11 protein-coding genes and 1 pseudogene are annotated in these 15,147 nt (G+C 67.1%); 1 reads left to right on the plus strand and 11 read right to left on the minus strand.

Going from position 1 to position 15,147, the window contains the following annotated elements; translation table 11 throughout:
* Positions 1–54: 54 nt before the first annotated feature.
* The 3 genes from SSKA14_RS21295 to SSKA14_RS21305 form a co-directional block, all read right to left on the minus strand.
* Positions 55–1,011: a Nudix family hydrolase gene (locus SSKA14_RS21295; protein WP_040008909.1), complete on the minus strand. Its 957-nt coding sequence runs from the start codon at positions 1,009–1,011 to the stop codon at positions 55–57.
* A 102-nt stretch (positions 1,012–1,113) separates the two neighbouring features.
* The gene (gene secA / locus SSKA14_RS21300; RefSeq protein ID WP_008265958.1) at positions 1,114–3,846 is read right to left on the minus strand and encodes a preprotein translocase subunit SecA; all 2,733 of its coding nucleotides are present in this window, start codon (positions 3,844–3,846) and stop codon (positions 1,114–1,116) included.
* A gap of 272 nt (positions 3,847–4,118) precedes the next feature.
* Entirely contained in the window at positions 4,119–5,075 is a 957-nt protein-coding gene (locus SSKA14_RS21305; RefSeq protein ID WP_004154230.1) for a M23 family metallopeptidase, read from the minus strand.
* A 12-nt stretch (positions 5,076–5,087) separates the two neighbouring features.
* Between SSKA14_RS21305 and SSKA14_RS21310 the strand changes: the two genes are divergently transcribed.
* Complete coding sequence (locus tag SSKA14_RS21310; RefSeq protein ID WP_004154229.1) at positions 5,088–5,537, plus strand: DUF721 domain-containing protein; 450 nt, start codon at positions 5,088–5,090, stop codon at positions 5,535–5,537.
* 282 nt (positions 5,538–5,819) lie between these two features.
* On the opposite strand, the gene lpxC is transcribed toward SSKA14_RS21310, so the two are convergent.
* The 8 genes and pseudogenes from lpxC to ftsW all read right to left on the minus strand — a co-directional run bounded on the left by lpxC (position 5,820) and on the right by ftsW (position 15,146).
* Positions 5,820–6,731 carry a UDP-3-O-acyl-N-acetylglucosamine deacetylase gene (gene lpxC / locus SSKA14_RS21315; RefSeq protein ID WP_008267619.1) on the minus strand — a complete coding sequence of 304 codons (912 nt, stop codon included), beginning with the start codon at positions 6,729–6,731 and terminating at the stop codon, positions 5,820–5,822.
* 193 nt (positions 6,732–6,924) lie between these two features.
* On the minus strand, positions 6,925–8,160 hold the full coding sequence (ftsZ, locus tag SSKA14_RS21320; protein ID WP_040008912.1) for a cell division protein FtsZ: 1,236 nt from the start codon (positions 8,158–8,160) through the stop codon (positions 6,925–6,927).
* 170 nt (positions 8,161–8,330) lie between these two features.
* Positions 8,331–9,566: a cell division protein FtsA gene (gene ftsA, locus SSKA14_RS21325; RefSeq protein ID WP_005408083.1), complete on the minus strand. Its 1,236-nt coding sequence runs from the start codon at positions 9,564–9,566 to the stop codon at positions 8,331–8,333.
* 71 nt (positions 9,567–9,637) lie between these two features.
* Positions 9,638–10,312 (minus strand): annotated as a pseudogene (locus SSKA14_RS21330) (cell division protein FtsQ/DivIB); the annotation flags it as partial.
* Positions 10,309–11,271, minus strand: coding sequence for a D-alanine--D-alanine ligase (locus tag SSKA14_RS21335; protein WP_008264784.1), 963 nt, complete (start codon positions 11,269–11,271; stop codon positions 10,309–10,311). The pseudogene SSKA14_RS21330 and the gene SSKA14_RS21335, both read right to left, overlap by 4 nt.
* Positions 11,268–12,704, minus strand: a complete 1,437-nt coding sequence (gene murC, locus SSKA14_RS21340; protein ID WP_008268611.1) for a UDP-N-acetylmuramate--L-alanine ligase — start codon at positions 12,702–12,704, stop codon at positions 11,268–11,270. Before murC ends, SSKA14_RS21335 begins: the two co-directional genes overlap by 4 nt.
* 40 nt (positions 12,705–12,744) lie before the next feature.
* Positions 12,745–13,830 carry an undecaprenyldiphospho-muramoylpentapeptide beta-N-acetylglucosaminyltransferase gene (gene murG / locus SSKA14_RS21345; RefSeq protein ID WP_008267019.1) on the minus strand — a complete coding sequence of 362 codons (1,086 nt, stop codon included), beginning with the start codon at positions 13,828–13,830 and terminating at the stop codon, positions 12,745–12,747.
* On the minus strand, positions 13,827–15,146 hold the full coding sequence (ftsW, locus tag SSKA14_RS21350; protein WP_040008918.1) for a putative lipid II flippase FtsW: 1,320 nt from the start codon (positions 15,144–15,146) through the stop codon (positions 13,827–13,829). Before ftsW ends, murG begins: the two co-directional genes overlap by 4 nt.
* Position 15,147 lies beyond the last annotated feature (1 nt).

Here is a 15,147-nt window from a genome sequence, read left to right on the forward strand (position 1 = left end):
TGCAACCGGTGAGGGGTCAGCGCCGCACGTTGTGGGAAACCGCCCCTGTTGGCATCACGCCGGCCACAGTCCGCGGATGGCGGCGATGCCCTGCCCGCCATGGCGGCGCGCCTCGGTGATGTGGCCGCTGCCCATGCCCCCCAGCGCATAGATCGGCAGTGACACCTGCGCGCGCAGCTCGGCGAAAGCATCCCAACCCAGCGGTGTGGCGTCGGGGTGGCTGGCAGTGGCCTGCACCGGGCCCAGCACCGCGAAGTCGCAGCCCAGCTGTTGTGCCGCCTGCAACTGCTGCAGGTCGTGGCAGGACGCCGCCACCAGCTGTCCCTCGGGCAACGGGCGCTGCGACAGCTGCTGCAGCTGTTCGCTGCCCAGATGCACGCCCACGCTCAACGCGCGTGCCAGCTCGATATCGCGGTTGAGCAGCCACTGCACGCCGCTGCGACGATGCGCACGCACCACTTGCTCGACCATTGCCTGTCGCTGCGGGTGCGCCGGTGGCAGGCGCAGCTGGATGCGCTGCTGGCCCGCCGCCACCGCGCGCTGCAGCTGGTCATGCCACTGCTGCACGCTGCTGGCATCGTCCTCCGGCGCTGGGGTGATCAGGTAGCTGTCGGGCTGGCGCAGGGCCGCCACCACCGGCAGGTCGGCCGGCGGCATCGAATAGCGGCCCAGCTTGTCCGGCGCCACCCAGGTGATCGCCTGGCCCTCGCGCCCGCGCGGCGTGCCCTTCCAGCTGCGCACATGGCGCACTTCCAGGGTCAGGTGCTTGTCCGGATAGCGCTGCGGAACATCCATCAGCCACTCCCCGACATCGGCCTCGATGCCCAGTTCCTCGCGCAGCTCGCGTACCAGCGCCTGTTCGGAGGTCTCGCCGGATTCGCGCTTACCGCCGGGGAATTCCCACAGGCCGGCCATGTCGCGGTTCTCGGTACGGCGGTTGAGCAGCACGCGGCCACGGGCGTCGGTGATGACGGCGGCCACGACGTGGATCGATCGGGTGGGAGGAGCCATGCGCAGAGCATGCCCAGAACAGGGGGACCGGCGCAATCGCGGATCCACCCTGGATCACCCGCCGGAAATGAAAAGCCCCGCTTTCGCGGGGCTCTCCGGAGGTCAGCTCAGCTGGCCGTGGCAGTGCTTGTACTTCTTGCCACTGCCGCAGGGGCACGGGTCGTTGCGGCCGATCTTCGGCTCATCGCGCTGCAGCTGCGCGACGCCTTGGCGTTCGGCCTCCACCTGCGCCGCTTCCTCGTCGGCGCTGTAGCCGCCCGCGTCCTGGTGCTGGAACTGCGACTGGCTCAGGCGTGCCTGGGCCTGCTGGCGTTCTGCCGCTTCCAGCGCCTGCACTTCCTCGTCGCTGCGGATGCGCACGCGCGACAGCAGGGTCACCACTTCGCGCTTCACGTTCTCCAGCATGTCCGAGAACAGCTCGAAGGCTTCCTTCTTGTATTCCTGCTTCGGCTGCTTCTGCGCATAACCACGCAGGTAGATGCCCTGGCGCAGGTAATCCATGCGTGCCAGGTGCTCCTTCCAGCTCTGGTCCAGCACGGTCAGCATCACGTGCTTCTCCAGCGCGCGCATGGTCTCTTCGCCCACGCCGGCTTCCTTCTCGGCGAAGTGCTGGTTGACGCGCTCCTGCACCTTGGCGGCAATGGCCTCGGCGTCCAGTTCCTCGTGGTCCTTGACCAGGTCGGTCAGCGACATCTGCAGGCCGAAGTCCGACTCCAGGGTCGCCTCCAGGCCACGCAGGTCCCACTGCTCGTCGATCGAATTCGGCGGCACGAAGCGGGCCACCACGTCGAAGATCACGTCGTCGCGGATGCCGTCGACGTTGGCCTTCACCGACTCGGCGTCCAGCAGCTCGTCGCGCTGGGCGTAGATCACCTTGCGCTGGTCGTTGTTGACGTCGTCGAAGTCCAGCAGGTTCTTGCGGATGTCGAAGTTGTGGGCCTCGACCTTGCGCTGCGCCTTCTCGATCTGGCGGCTGACCAAGCGGTCCTCGATGACGTCGTCTTCCTTCATGCCCATCATGCGCATGGCCTTCTGCACCCAGTCGGAGGCGAAGATGCGCATCAGGTTGTCTTCCAGCGACAGGTAGAAGCGGGACGAACCCGGGTCACCCTGTCGGCCCGAACGACCACGCAGCTGGTTGTCGATACGGCGCGATTCGTGGCGCTCGGTGCCGACGATGTGCAGGCCGCCGGCTGCCTTGACTGCCTCGTGGCGCTTCTGCCATTCGGCCTTGACCGCGGCCTTCTGCGCGTCGGTCGCGTCCTCGCCCAGTTCGTGGATTTCCGCTTCCAGCGAACCGCCCAGCACGATGTCGGTACCACGGCCGGCCATGTTGGTGGCGATGGTCACCGCCGCCGGGCGACCGGCATTGGCAACGATGGTCGCTTCGCGGTCATGCTGCTTGGCATTGAGCACTTCGTGCTGCACGCCGGCCTTGCGCAGGTGCTCGGACAGCATTTCCGAGGTTTCGATCGAGGTGGTACCCACCAGCACCGGCTGGCCGCGCTTGGCGCACTCTTCGATGTCGGCCAGCACCGCGTTGAACTTGCCCTTGCGGTTGAGGAACACCTGGTCCGGGCTGTCCTTGCGGATGGTCGGGCGGTTGGTCGGGATCACCACCACTTCCAGGCCATAGATGCTCTGGAACTCGAACGCTTCGGTATCGGCCGTACCGGTCATGCCGGACAGCTTCTTGTACATGCGGAACAGGTTCTGGAAGGTGATGCTGGCCAGCGTCTGGTTCTCGCGCTGGACCGGCACGCCTTCCTTCGCTTCCACCGCCTGGTGCAGGCCATCGGACCAGCGACGGCCGGACAGGGTACGGCCAGTGAATTCATCGACGATGACCACTTCGCCATCGCGCACGATGTAGTCCACGTCACGCTGGTAGATCGCGTGCGCGCGCAGCGCGGCATTGAGGTGGTGGACCACGGTCAGGTTCTGCGGGGCGTACAGGCCCTCGGTCTCGGCATTGAGGATGCCGGCGTCGACCAGCAGCTGCTCGGCGTGCTCCATGCCCGCTTCGGACAGGTGCACCTGCTTGCCCTTCTCGTCGACCCAGAAGTCGCCTTCGCCGTCTTCCACTTCCTGCTTGACCAGGTTCGGCACGACGCGGTTGACGCGGATGTACAGCTCCGGGGAATCATCGGCCGGACCGGAGATGATCAGCGGGGTACGTGCTTCGTCGATCAGGATCGAGTCGACTTCGTCGACGATGGCGTAGTGCAGGCCGCGCTGGTAGCGGTCGGCCTTGGACAGCGCCATGTTGTCGCGCAGGTAGTCGAAACCGAATTCGTTGTTGGTGCCGTAGGTGATGTCCGAGGCATAGGCGTCGCGCTTGTCGCTGTGCGGCATGCCCGGGTACACCACGCCCACGCTCAGGCCCAGCCAGTTGTACAGCTTGCCCATCTGCGCGGCATCGCGGCGGGCCAGGTAGTCGTTCACGGTGACCACGTGCACGCCCTTGCCTTCCAGCGCGTTGAGGTACACCGGCAGGGTCGCCACCAGGGTCTTGCCTTCACCGGTGCGCATTTCTGCGATCTTGCCCAGGTGAAGCACCATGCCGCCGATCAGCTGCACGTCGTAGTGGCGCATGCCCAGCACGCGGCGGCCGGCTTCGCGGCAGACCGCGAACGCTTCCGGCAGCACCTTGTCCAGGGCTTCGCCGCCGGCGATGCGCTGCTTGAACTCCGGCGTCTTGGCCTGAAGCTGCTCGTCGGAAAGCTTCTCGATCTCCGGCTCCAGCGCATTGATCTTGGCGACGATGCGGTTGAGCTGGCGCAGCTGTCGTTCGTTACGACTGCCAAATACGCGGGTAAGCAGGCTGTTGATCATTGAAGGAACCGGGTTGGATGGACACGACGCCCGGCCTCCCCCTTGGGATCCGTCCGCCGCAAACGAAACAGGGCGCCTGGCGCCCTGTCGATGGCAACACCCATTGTAGCTTGGGACGGCCGCAAGGGGTTTCAACCCCGTGGGTAGTGCCGGCCGCTGGCCGGGTACCTCGTTCGGGCCGCTCAAGGAATTGCCGGCCAGCGGCCAGCACTACCCGATCAACCGCATCGGGTCAGAGCCCTTCCGCAGCGCGGAGGGGATCCGACCCGGGATCAGCCGCGGCTGATGCGGCCGACCGGCGTGTTGCCGCCGTCGCCGAGGAACTTGCGCGGGTTGACCACGTTGCCGTTCTCCCACACTTCGAAGTGCACGTGGGCACCGGTCGAACGGCCGGTGGAACCGGCCTTGGCCACTTCCTGGCCGGCACGGACCAGGTCACCGGCCTTCACCACCAGGCGCGAATTGTGCGCGTAGCGAGTGACATAACCGTTGCCGTGATCGACGTCGACCACATTGCCGTAGCCGCCCTTCACGCCGGCAAAGCTGACCACGCCTTCGGCCACGGCCATCACCGGGTCGCCGACCCTGGCGTGGAAATCCATGCCCTTGTGGGTGGCGGCACCGCGGCCGAACGGGTCGGCGCGGGTGCCGAAGCCGGAGGTCACGTAGCTGTTGCGGATCGGCATGCGCGAAGGCACGGCGTTCTGCTGCAGCTGGTGGTCGAACATCAGCGATTCCATCACCGACAACTGGCGGCCTGAAGCAGCGAAGCGCTGCTCCAGCACCTGTAAGTCGGCGTTGACGTCCTTGACCGGGATGTCGCTGGTCGGGCCGCCGGCATCGCCGTCACCGAGGCCCGGGGTCTCGTTGAAGTCGAACTCGCCGTCTTCCAGCTTGCCCATCTGGGTCAGCCGTTCGCCAAGTGCGTTGAGGCGGGTGGCCTGGGCCTGCAGCTCGCCCAGGCGTGCGGCCAGCGCGTTGACCTGGGTCTGCGCATCGCGCTTGACCTTGGCCAGCTCCGCATCCTGGCGCTCGACCTTGGCCTGCAGCCGGGAATCATTCAGCGCGCTGGCGCCAATGCCGCCGGCAAGGCCGATAATGCAGCCTACCCCGAGCACGCTGCCCAGCAGGGCGCGGGGGCGGTCCTCGAAATAGAACCGCAAACGCGTGATCGGCGACGCTTTGGCCTGTCCTTCACGCGTTTTGATTACGATCTTTTTGAATGCCATCAGTGAGTTTTCATGTCTGAGCCGAAATCCAGCGTTCGCCCCGCGTCAGTGCCGAAACCGGCGCTGGATGCGGTGATGGCGGACAAAAGCGGGAACCCGCTGCGGCGTGCCTTGTGGCTCGACGCGCTGGACCGTCAGTTGCGCCCCCAGTTGCCGCCACCTCTGCGCAGCCGTTGCCGGCTGGCCAATGTGGACGGGGAACACCTCGTTTTTCTCGTCGAGTCCCCGGTCTGGCATGCCAAGGTGCGGCTTGCCGAAGCCCAGTTGCTCGACGCGGCCCGTTCCATCGGGCTGAAGGCCACCAGGGTGACCATCAAGACTGCGTCTCCCACTCCCACGCGCTCCCCAGCGCTCGACAACCGGAATGGACCCCACGCAGTTTCAGCCGCCACGCACAAAGGGCTACGCGACGCCTTGGCATGCCTGCAGGACGTTCCTTCGAAGCCGAAGAAGCGATCCTGACGACAACGGAGCATCCGGCTCCGCTCCCCGTCGCACGTGTCACCACGGCGTGAAACATTTCGGGGGCCGGGTCGCATCCTAGCTGCCATCCGGGGGCCTGTCGTTAGATTGGTGTTAAAACCAAGTTAAATTCAGGCTTCCGATCCAACAGGTTCACAAAACCGTGACTTCGAACCGCGCTTGACGGACCTCAAGCACGCTGAATACGCCGCAGCCGCCACGAACGACAACGCCGCCCTTCCAGGCGGCGTTTTTGTCTTTCAATTCAACAACCTGCGGCAATCAGGCGTAGGCCGGCGTGGCGTATTCCACCGGATCCGGGGTCGCCGGCGAGTCGAAGCTGACCCACTCCCAGGCGCTGGCGTCGGCCATCAGCGCCCGCACCAGCTTGTTGTTGAGCGCGTGGCCGGACTTGAAGCCCTCATAGGCCCCCAGCACCTGGCCGCCGGCCAGATAGAGGTCGCCGATCGCATCGAGGATCTTGTGGCGCACGAACTCGTCGGCGTAGCGCAGGCCGTCTTCGTTGAGCACGCGGAACTCGTCCAGCACGATGGCGTTGTCCATCGAACCGCCCAGGCCCAGGTTGCGCTCGCGCATGTATTCCAGGTCGCGCATGAAGCCGAAGGTGCGCGCGCGGGAGATTTCCTTGGTGTAGGCCAGCGTCGAGAACTCGATTTCCTGGCGCGACTGCTTGGCCGGGATCATCGGGTGGTCGAACTGGATGGTGAAGCCCAGCTTGTACCCCTCGTACGGGGTGAAGCGGGCCACCTTGTCGCCCTCGGTCACTTCCACGGTCTTCAGTACGCGGATGAAGCGCTTGGGCGCATCCTGTTCCACGATGCCTGCCGACTGCAGCAGGAACACGAACGGGCCGGCCGAACCATCCATGATCGGCAGCTCGGCCGAGGACAGTTCGACGATGATGTTGTCCACACCCAGGCCGGCCAATGCCGACATCAGGTGTTCGACGGTCTGGATCTTGGCGTCATTGCAGGTCAGGCCGGTACAGAGGGTCACTTCGGTGACCAGTTCGGCCTTGGCCGGCACTTCCACCACCGGGTCCAGGTCCACGCGGCGGAACACGATGCCATGGTTGACCGGTGCCGGGCGCAGGGTCATGTAGACCTTGTCACCGCTGTGCAGGCCAACGCCGGTGGCGCGGATCGTGTTCTTGAGGGTGCGTTGCTGGATCATGGGGGATGGACCGGAAGTGACACATTAGATTAACACGCACGCTCCCCTACCCTGGCTGAAAAGCCGGCAGGACACACCGGCACGCCAGCAGGACGGGCGTGAAGCAGGGCGGCCGGGCCCATCCTGGCCCGGCGCCCGCGTTTTCAGGACATGGTGGCGCAACCCGGGGAGGACAAGCCCCGGGCTACCCCGCTCAGTCCGCCTGGCGGCGCAGGAAGGCCGGGATGTCCAGGTAATCGTTCGGCAGTTCCGCCGCTGCCGGGGCCGAAGCGGCCGGCGCCGACGGGGTGGAGGCCGCTGCGGTATCGCTGCTGGCACGACGCAGGCCCAGACCCATGCCGCCGACGGCCTTGGACACGGCGTCGCCGCCGTTGTCGAAATCGCCGAACTCCGGCTGGCCGGTGGTCGCGTTGCGCACCAGCTTGATCGGTGCACGCTCGCCCGGGCGCTGGGTCTTGCTGGCCGAGACGCGGTTCAGGCCGGTGGCGACAACGGTCACGCGCACTTCGTCCTGCATGTCCGGATCGAGCACGGTGCCGACCACCACGGTGGCGTCTTCGGAAGCGAAGCCATCGATGGTGCGGCCGATCTCGTCGAACTCGGCCATGGTGAAGTCGGCGCCGGCGGTGATGTTGACCAGGATGCCGTTGGCACCGGCCAGGTTCACATCGTCCAGCAGCGGGTTCTGGATCGCCGATTCGGCGGCGGCCTGCGCGCGGTCATCGCCGCGGGCGGTACCGGTGCCCATCATCGCCAGGCCCATTTCGGACATGACGGTGCGCACGTCGGCGAAGTCGACGTTGATCAGGCCCGGACGCACGATCAGGTCGGCGATGCCCTGCACGGCGCCCTGCAGCACGTCGTTGGCGGCACGGAAGGCCTGGATCATGGTCGCGTTGCGGCCCAGCACGGTGATCAGCTTTTCGTTCGGGATGGTGATCAGCGAGTCGCAGTGCTGGCTCAGCTCTTCGATGCCCTTCAGCGCCACCTGCATGCGGCGACGGCCTTCGAACGGGAACGGCTTGGTGACCACGGCCACGGTCAGGATGCCCATTTCCTTGGCCAGCTGTGCCACCACCGGCGCAGCGCCGGTGCCGGTGCCGCCGCCCATGCCGGCGGTGATGAACACCATGTCCGCACCCTGCAGCGCGTCCATGATGCGCTCACGGTCTTCCAGCGCGGCCTGGCGGCCGACTTCCGGGTTCGCGCCTGCGCCCAGGCCCTTGGTCACGTTGGTACCCAGCTGCAGCTGCAGCTTGGCACCGCAATTCTTGATGGCCTGCGAGTCGGTGTTGGCGGTGATGAATTCCACGCCATCCACTGCCGAGTTGACCATGTGCGCCACGGCATTGCCGCCGCCGCCGCCCACGCCAACCACCTTGATCACCGCATTGGGTGCCATCTTTTCGATCAGTTCAAAATGCGCCATGTCCGTGTCCTCGTTGTATCCGCTTCGGCTGGCATGGGCATTCGGGCGTCCTGCCCTCCTGCTGCATGCCGGCGTTGCGGCTGTGTGGGTTGTGTGTTGCCGGTGTTGCGTTGTGATGCGGGTACTGCGGGTGTTGCGCCCGGGCGGGGCCCGGTCTTGCGGATTCCGCGTCAGAACTCGCCGCGGAACCAGGTCTTGAGTTTCTTGAACATGCTTCCGGCGCGGCCGGTCGGCAGCGACGGACGCCGCGGATGCTCGATCTGGCTGCCCATCAGCAGCAGGCCCACGCCGGTGGCATGCACCGGGTTGCCGACCACTTCGCCAAGCCCGGTGACGTGCTGCGGAATGCCCACGCGCACCGGCATCTGCAGCATTTCCTCGGCCAGCTCGACCACGCCTTCCATCTTCGAAGCACCACCGGTCAGCACCATGCCGGCGCGCACCAGTTCCTCGAAGCCGGAACGGCGCAGTTCGGCCTGCACCATCTCGAAGATTTCCTCGTAACGGCCCTGCACCGCCTGCGCCAGCGAATGGCGTGGCATGCGGCGTGGCGGGCGGTCGCCCACCGACGGCACCTGGATGCTTTCCTCGGCGGTGGCCAGCTGGGCCAGCGCGCAGGCGTAGCGCACCTTGATCTGCTCGGCTTCCGGGGTCGGCGTGCGCAGCATATGCGCGATGTCGTTGGTCACGTGGTCGCCGGCGATCGGCAGCGAGGCGGTGTGGCAGATCGCGCCCTGCACGAACACCGCGATGTCGGTGGTGCCGGCGCCCATGTCGACCAGCACCACGCCCAGCTCGCGCTCATCGGCAGTCAGCACCGCCACGCTGGAGGCCAGCGAGGACAGCACCAGGTCGTCCACCTGCAGGCCGCAGCGCTGCACGCACTTGCTGATGTTGGCCGCGGCCGACTGCGCGCACACCACCAGGTGGGCGTGCACTTCCAGGCGCACGCCGGTCATGCCGACCGGGTTGCGGATGCCTTCCTGCGAATCGTCCAGCACGTACTCGCGCGGAATCGCATGCAGGATCTTCTGGTCGGCCGGGATCGCCACCGCCTTGGCCGCGTCCAGCACGCGATCCAGGTCGCCCCAGGTCACTTCACCGTCGCGGATCGGCACGATGCCCGGCGAATTCTTGCACTGCACGTGGTTGCCGGAGATCGAGGCGTACACCGAGCGGATCTCGCAGCCGGCCATCAGCTCGGCTTCTTCCACCGCGCGCTGGATCGACTGCACGGTCGATTCGATATCCACCACCACGCCGCGCTTGAGCCCGCGCGACTCGTGCGAGCCGATGCCGATCACTTCGATCGGGTTGCCCGGCGAATACTCGCCCACCAGCGCCACCACCTTGGAGGTGCCGATGTCCAGGCCAACGATCAGCGATTTGTCACCCTTGCGATTCATGTCCTTTCCTGCGTCCTGCTGGCCGGGGTCGCCGGCGTTTTCGCCGGCGTGGCCGGGGTACCCCAGCTCAGCGTGAAACCATTGGTGTAACGGAGGTCGGCGCGCTCGATCGGCGCGTCCTGACGATTCAACTGTGGCAGCACCTTGACGAAGCGCTGCATGCGCGAGCGCGCGTCGTCACGGCCGACCACCACTTCGGTGCCGTTGCTCAGCACCAGCGACCAGCTGCCACGCGCATCCATCGTCACCCGGCGCACATCGACGCCGGCCGGTGCGAACAATGCACGCGAGTCGCTGTACAGCTTCATCACTTCTTCGGTCTGGCTGTCCGGGCCGTCCAGTTCGGGCAGCGCCAGGTCGGCCAGCTTCTTCGGCGTGGGGAACAACTTGCCCTGCTCGGACACCAGGCGGTCGTTGCCCCAGCGCGCGAACGGCTTGTGCTCGACCAGGGTCACTTCCAGCACATCCGGCCACTGCTTGCGCACCTGCGCGCTTTCCACCCACGGCAGTTTTTCCAGGGCGTCCTGCGCGTCCTGCAGCTTGACCGCGAAGAATCCGGCGTGCGCATACGGCAGCAGCACCTGCTGCAGTTGTTCGGCCGGCACCCGCTTGAATTCACCGTGCACGCGCAGCTTCGCCAGCGGCCAGCGCTCGGCGCCGACCCAGCCATTGACCACGGCCACCACCGGCAGTGCAACCACCGACAGCGCCAACAGCCAGACGAAGATGCGCAGCACCGCGTTCATGCGTGCGGGGCCTCCAGGGTCTGTTCCAGCACGCGCCACACCAGTTCCTCGAAACCGATGCCCGCCTGTGCGGCTGCCTTGGGCACCAGCGAGTGGCTGGTCATGCCCGGCGCGGTGTTCACTTCCAGCAGGAAGAAGCGGCCGCTGGCGCGGTCGCGCATCACGTCCACGCGGCCCCAGCCGCGGCAGCCGGCAGCGCGGAACGCGGCCAGCGCGATGCGGCGGATCTCGTCTTCGTCGGCACCGTCCAGGCCCGGGCACAGGTACTGGGTGTCCTCGGCGATGTACTTGGCGTTGTAGTCGTACCACTGGCCCTTGGGCACGATGCGGATCGACGGCAGCGCCACGTCGCCGAGGATGGCTACAGTCAGCTCGTCGCCGACCACCATCTGTTCCATCAGCAGCTGGCCGTCATAGCGCGCGGCCAGGGCCACTGCCTCGTCCAGGCCAGCGTCATCGGTGACCCGGCTGATGCCCACGCTGGAGCCTTCGTTGGCCGGCTTCACCACCACCGGCAGGCCCAGTTCGGCGGCCAGCACGTGCACCGTGGAGGAATCCACCTTCCTGTACTGCGGGGTCGGCAGGCCCAGCGACAGCCACACCTGCTTGGTGCGGATCTTGTCCATGCTCAGCGCCGAACCCAGCACGTTCGAGCCGGTGTACGGCACGCCGAAGGCGTCCATCAGGCCCTGCACGATGCCATCCTCACCACCACCGTTGTGGCCGTGCAGGATGTTGAACACGCGATCGACACCGCCGGCGGCCAGCACCTTGGCCAGCGCCGGAATGCCGTCCACGGCGAACGCATCGATGCCGCGTGCCTGCAGTGCTTCCAGCACGTTGCGGCCGGAGTCCAGCGACACCTCGCGTTCGCTGGAACTGCCGCCGAGCAGCACGGCGACGCGGCCGAACACGGCCGGGTCGGTCACGCGCAGCGGCGGGAAGGTCAGCGTGCTCACGCCTCGCCCTCCGCCTTGAACCCTTCCACCGCGATGTGGCTGGCCACGGCGCCGATGTCGCCGGCCCCCATCATCAGCAGCAGGTCACCGTCCTGCAGCACATCCGGCAGCACGCTGGCCAGTTCGGCGGCCTTGCCCACCACCACCGGCTCGCTGCGGCCGCGCGCACGGATGGCGCGCGCCAGCGCATGCGAATCGGCGCCGGCAATCGGCTCTTCGCCAGCCGGGTAGACCTCGCTCAGTACCAGCGCGTCGACACTGGACAGTACCGCGGCGAACTTGTCGAACTGGTCGCGGGTACGGCTGTAACGGTGCGGCTGGAAGGCCACCACCAGGCGCTTGTCGGCCCAGCCACCGCGGGCGGCGGCGAACACTGCTTCCAGCTCGCTCGGGTGATGGCCGTAGTCGTCGATGATGCGCACCTTCGCACCGCTGGCGGTGGTCACTTCGCCCAGATCGTTGAAGCGACGGCCGACACCGGCGAAGCCTTCCAGTGCGCGTGCGATGGCGTCCGGCGCCACGCCCAGCTGCCAGCCCACTGCCGCGGCGGCCAGTGCGTTCAGCACGTTGTGCTTGCCCGGCAGCGCCAGCACCACTTCCTGGCTGGTGCCCTGCGGCAGGCGCAGGGTGAAGCGCATGCGCGACCCTTCCTGCACCACGTTCTCGGCGCGCACGTCGGCCTGCGGGCTCATGCCGTAGCTCATCACGTGGCGCGGGGTCTTGGCGGCCAGCGCGGCCACTTCCGGATCATCGATGCACAGCACTGCCAGGCCATAGAACGGCAGGCGCTGCAGGAACTCGGCGAACGCTGCCTGCACGCGGGCGAAATCGTTGCCGTAGTTCTCCAGATGATCGGCATCAATGTTGGTGATGATCGACATCAGCGGATTCAGGCGCAGGAAGCTGCCATCGCTTTCGTCGGCCTCGGCCACCAGCCACTGGCCACCGCCCAGCTTGGCGTTGGCACCAGCCGCCAGCAGCTGGCCACCGATCACGAAGGTCGGGTCCAGGCCACCTTCGCTCAGCACCGCGGCGGTCAGGCTGGTGGTGGTGGTCTTGCCGTGGGTGCCGGCCACGGCGATGCCGCGGCGGAAACGCATCAGCTCGGCCAGCATCGCCGCGCGCGGCATGATCGGAATGCGCTGGCTGCGCGCTTCCATCAGTTCCGGGTTGTCCTCGCGGATCGCACTGGACACCACCACGCAGTCGGTGCCCAGCACATTGGCCGCCGAGTGGCCGCGCATGATGCGCGCACCCAGGCCGGCCAGGCGGCGGGTCGCGCCGTTGTCGGCGTTGTCCGAGCCGGACACTTCATAGCCCAGCGTCAGCATCACTTCGGCAATACCGCTCATGCCGGTGCCGCCGATGCCGACGAAATGCACGCGCGGGAACGCGCGCACCAGGTCGTTGGTGTCGTGCAGGCGACGGATCATGCGCGGCCTCGCGCAGGGCAGGCGCGGTGGCATGCCTTCTTCATACAGCTTCCTCAAGAATGATATCGGCGATGCGCTCGGCGGCATCGACCTTGGCCAGGGCACGCGCGGCTTGCGCCATCTGCATGCGGCGGGCGGGATTTTCGGACAGATCGCGCAGCAGTGCGGCAATGCCGTCGGCCAGCGTTCCGTCCTGCTTCAGCAACACCGCCGCGCCGCGCTCGACCAGGTACTCCGCATTGCGGGTCTGGTGATCGTCGACCGCGGCCGGGAATGGCACCAGCACGCTGCCGACACCGACCGCACACAGCTCGGCCAGGGTCGACGCGCCGGCGCGGCACACGACCAGATCGGCCCAGGCGAACGCCTCGGCCATGTCGGCGATGAACGGGGTGATTTCAGCCTGTACGCCGGCCTTGGCATACGCCTCGACCGCCTCGGCATGCATCTTCTCGCCACTCTGGTGGCGCACCTGCACCGGTACCTCCGCGCCCAGCGCGGCAATCGCCTGCGGCACACCGGTGTTGAGTGCACGTGCGCCCTGGCTGCCACCGACCACCAGCACGCGCAGCGGACCGTGGCGGTCGGCGAAGCGCTGTTCGGGCGGCGCGATGGCGGCAATTTCCGCACGCACCGGATTGCCGACGAACTCCTCGCGCTGGGCGAAGGTGCCCGGGAAGCCGGTCAGCAGGCGGCGCGCATAGCGCGACAGGATGCGGTTGGTCAGGCCCGGTGCGCGGTTCTGCTCATGCACGATCAGCGGCAGGCCGTGCAGGCGCGTGGCCATGCCGCCGGGGCCGGAGGCGAAGCCACCGAAGGCCACCACCGCACGCGGCTGGCGCTTTCGGATGATCATGCCGGCCGCGCGCAGCGCGCGCATCAGCCGCCATGGCGCGGCCAGCAGGGCCAGCTTGCCCTTGCCACGCAGACCGGTGATCGCCAGCGTGTCGATGGCGATGTCGTGCTGCGGCACCAGGCGGGTTTCCATCGCACCGTCGGCGCCCATCCAGGTGACCGGCACGCCGCGCTCGCGCAGCACCCGGGCCACGGCCAGGCCGGGGAAGATGTGACCGCCGGTACCGCCGGCCAGGATCATCACCGGGCGTGCGTTGGAAGCGCTGCTCATGACAGCCTCCCGAAGGTCGGTTCGACGCGCGACTGCAGGCGGCTGGTGCCACGCGCGGCGTTCGTCGCAGCGGCAGCTACCGGCTCGGCGCTCATCGGTACGCTGGCAGCCACCGGCGCAGCCGGCTCGTCCATCGGCTCGGCGGCGGCGTCTTCGGCGCCACCGATACGCACGGCCTGGCGGCGCTCGGCGCGCTTGAGTTCATAGGACACGCGCAGCAGCAGGCCCATCGCCACGCAGGTCATCAGCACCGACGAACCGCCGGAGGAGATCAGCGGCAGGGTCAGGCCCTTGGTCGGCAGGATGCCCAGGTTCACGCCGATCGAGACGAAGGTCTGCATGCTGATCCACAGGCCGATGCCGAAGGCGATGTAGCCGGAGAAGTGGCGCTTCATTTCCACGCAGCGCATGCCCAGCCAGAAGGTGCGGCCGACCAGCAGCGCGTACAGGGCCACGATCACGCAGGTGCCCAGGAAGCCGAATTCCTCGGCGGTGACCGAGAAGATGAAGTCGGTGTGCGCTTCGGGCAGGTAGTACAGCTTCTGCACCGAATTGCCCAGGCCGACGCCGGTCCACTCGCCACGGCCTACCGCCATCAGCGCGTTGGACAGCTGGTAGCCGTCGCCCTGCTGGTCGGCCCACGGGTCCAGGAAGGAGGTGATGCGGCGCATGCGGTACGGCTCGATGATCGCCAGCGCGCTCATGCCGACCAGGCCAATGATCACCGGCATCGACATGCGCGGCATGTTGACCCCACCCAGCACCAGCATGCCGGCGGTGATCGCCAGCAGCAGGGTCGAGGAACCGAAGTCCGGCTGCAGCAACAGCAGCACCACCAGCGCACCGGCCACGCCCAACGGCTTGAGCATCGCCGGCCAGGTCGCGTTGACCTCGTCGCGGAAGCGCACCAGGTAGCTGGACAGCCAGACGATGTACAGCACCTTCACCGCCTCGACCGTCTGGAACTTGGAGATGCCCAGGTTGATCCAGCGGCGCGCGCCGTTGACCGTGCTGCCCAGGCCCGGCGTAAACACCGCCAGCAGCAGCACGAAGCAGCCCAGCAGCAGCATCTGGTTGTACTGCTCGATCGACTTCAGCTCGGTGCGCGCGGCAATCACCGCCAGCACGATGCCGACCGCCAGGAAGATCAGGTGGCGGTTGAGGTAGTAGAACGGGCTGCTCATCAAGGCGATCGAGCTGGACGCCACCATCACCACGCCCACACCGGTGAGCGCGATGATCGCGCCCAGCAGCCACTTGTCGTAGCTGCCTTCGATGGCTTCAAGGCGTGTTGCCTGGCGGGACAGGTCGTTCATC

Origin of the sequence: Stenotrophomonas sp. SKA14, from assembly GCF_000158575.1 — a bacterium.
In the GTDB taxonomy this organism is placed as follows: domain Bacteria; phylum Pseudomonadota; class Gammaproteobacteria; order Xanthomonadales; family Xanthomonadaceae; genus Stenotrophomonas; species Stenotrophomonas forensis.

Excerpts from the sequence above, each read along its gene's own strand:
- SSKA14_RS21305 (WP_004154230.1), bottom strand. The coding sequence starts at position 5,075 with ATGGCATTCAAAAAGATCGTAATCAAAACGCGTGAAGGACAGGCCAAA.
- lpxC (WP_008267619.1), bottom strand. The coding sequence starts at position 6,731 with ATGATCCAGCAACGCACCCTCAAGAACACGATCCGCGCCACCGGCGTT.
- SSKA14_RS21310 (WP_004154229.1), top strand. The coding sequence starts at position 5,088 with ATGTCTGAGCCGAAATCCAGCGTTCGCCCCGCGTCAGTGCCGAAACCG.
- SSKA14_RS21295 (WP_040008909.1), bottom strand. The coding sequence starts at position 1,011 with ATGGCTCCTCCCACCCGATCGATCCACGTCGTGGCCGCCGTCATCACC.
- secA (WP_008265958.1), bottom strand. The coding sequence starts at position 3,846 with ATGATCAACAGCCTGCTTACCCGCGTATTTGGCAGTCGTAACGAACGA.
- ftsA (WP_005408083.1), bottom strand. The coding sequence starts at position 9,566 with ATGAATCGCAAGGGTGACAAATCGCTGATCGTTGGCCTGGACATCGGC.
- murC (WP_008268611.1), bottom strand. The coding sequence starts at position 12,704 with ATGATCCGTCGCCTGCACGACACCAACGACCTGGTGCGCGCGTTCCCG.
- ftsW (WP_040008918.1), bottom strand. The coding sequence starts at position 15,146 with ATGAACGACCTGTCCCGCCAGGCAACACGCCTTGAAGCCATCGAAGGC.
- murG (WP_008267019.1), bottom strand. The coding sequence starts at position 13,830 with ATGAGCAGCGCTTCCAACGCACGCCCGGTGATGATCCTGGCCGGCGGT.
- ftsZ (WP_040008912.1), bottom strand. The coding sequence starts at position 8,160 with ATGGCGCATTTTGAACTGATCGAAAAGATGGCACCCAATGCGGTGATC.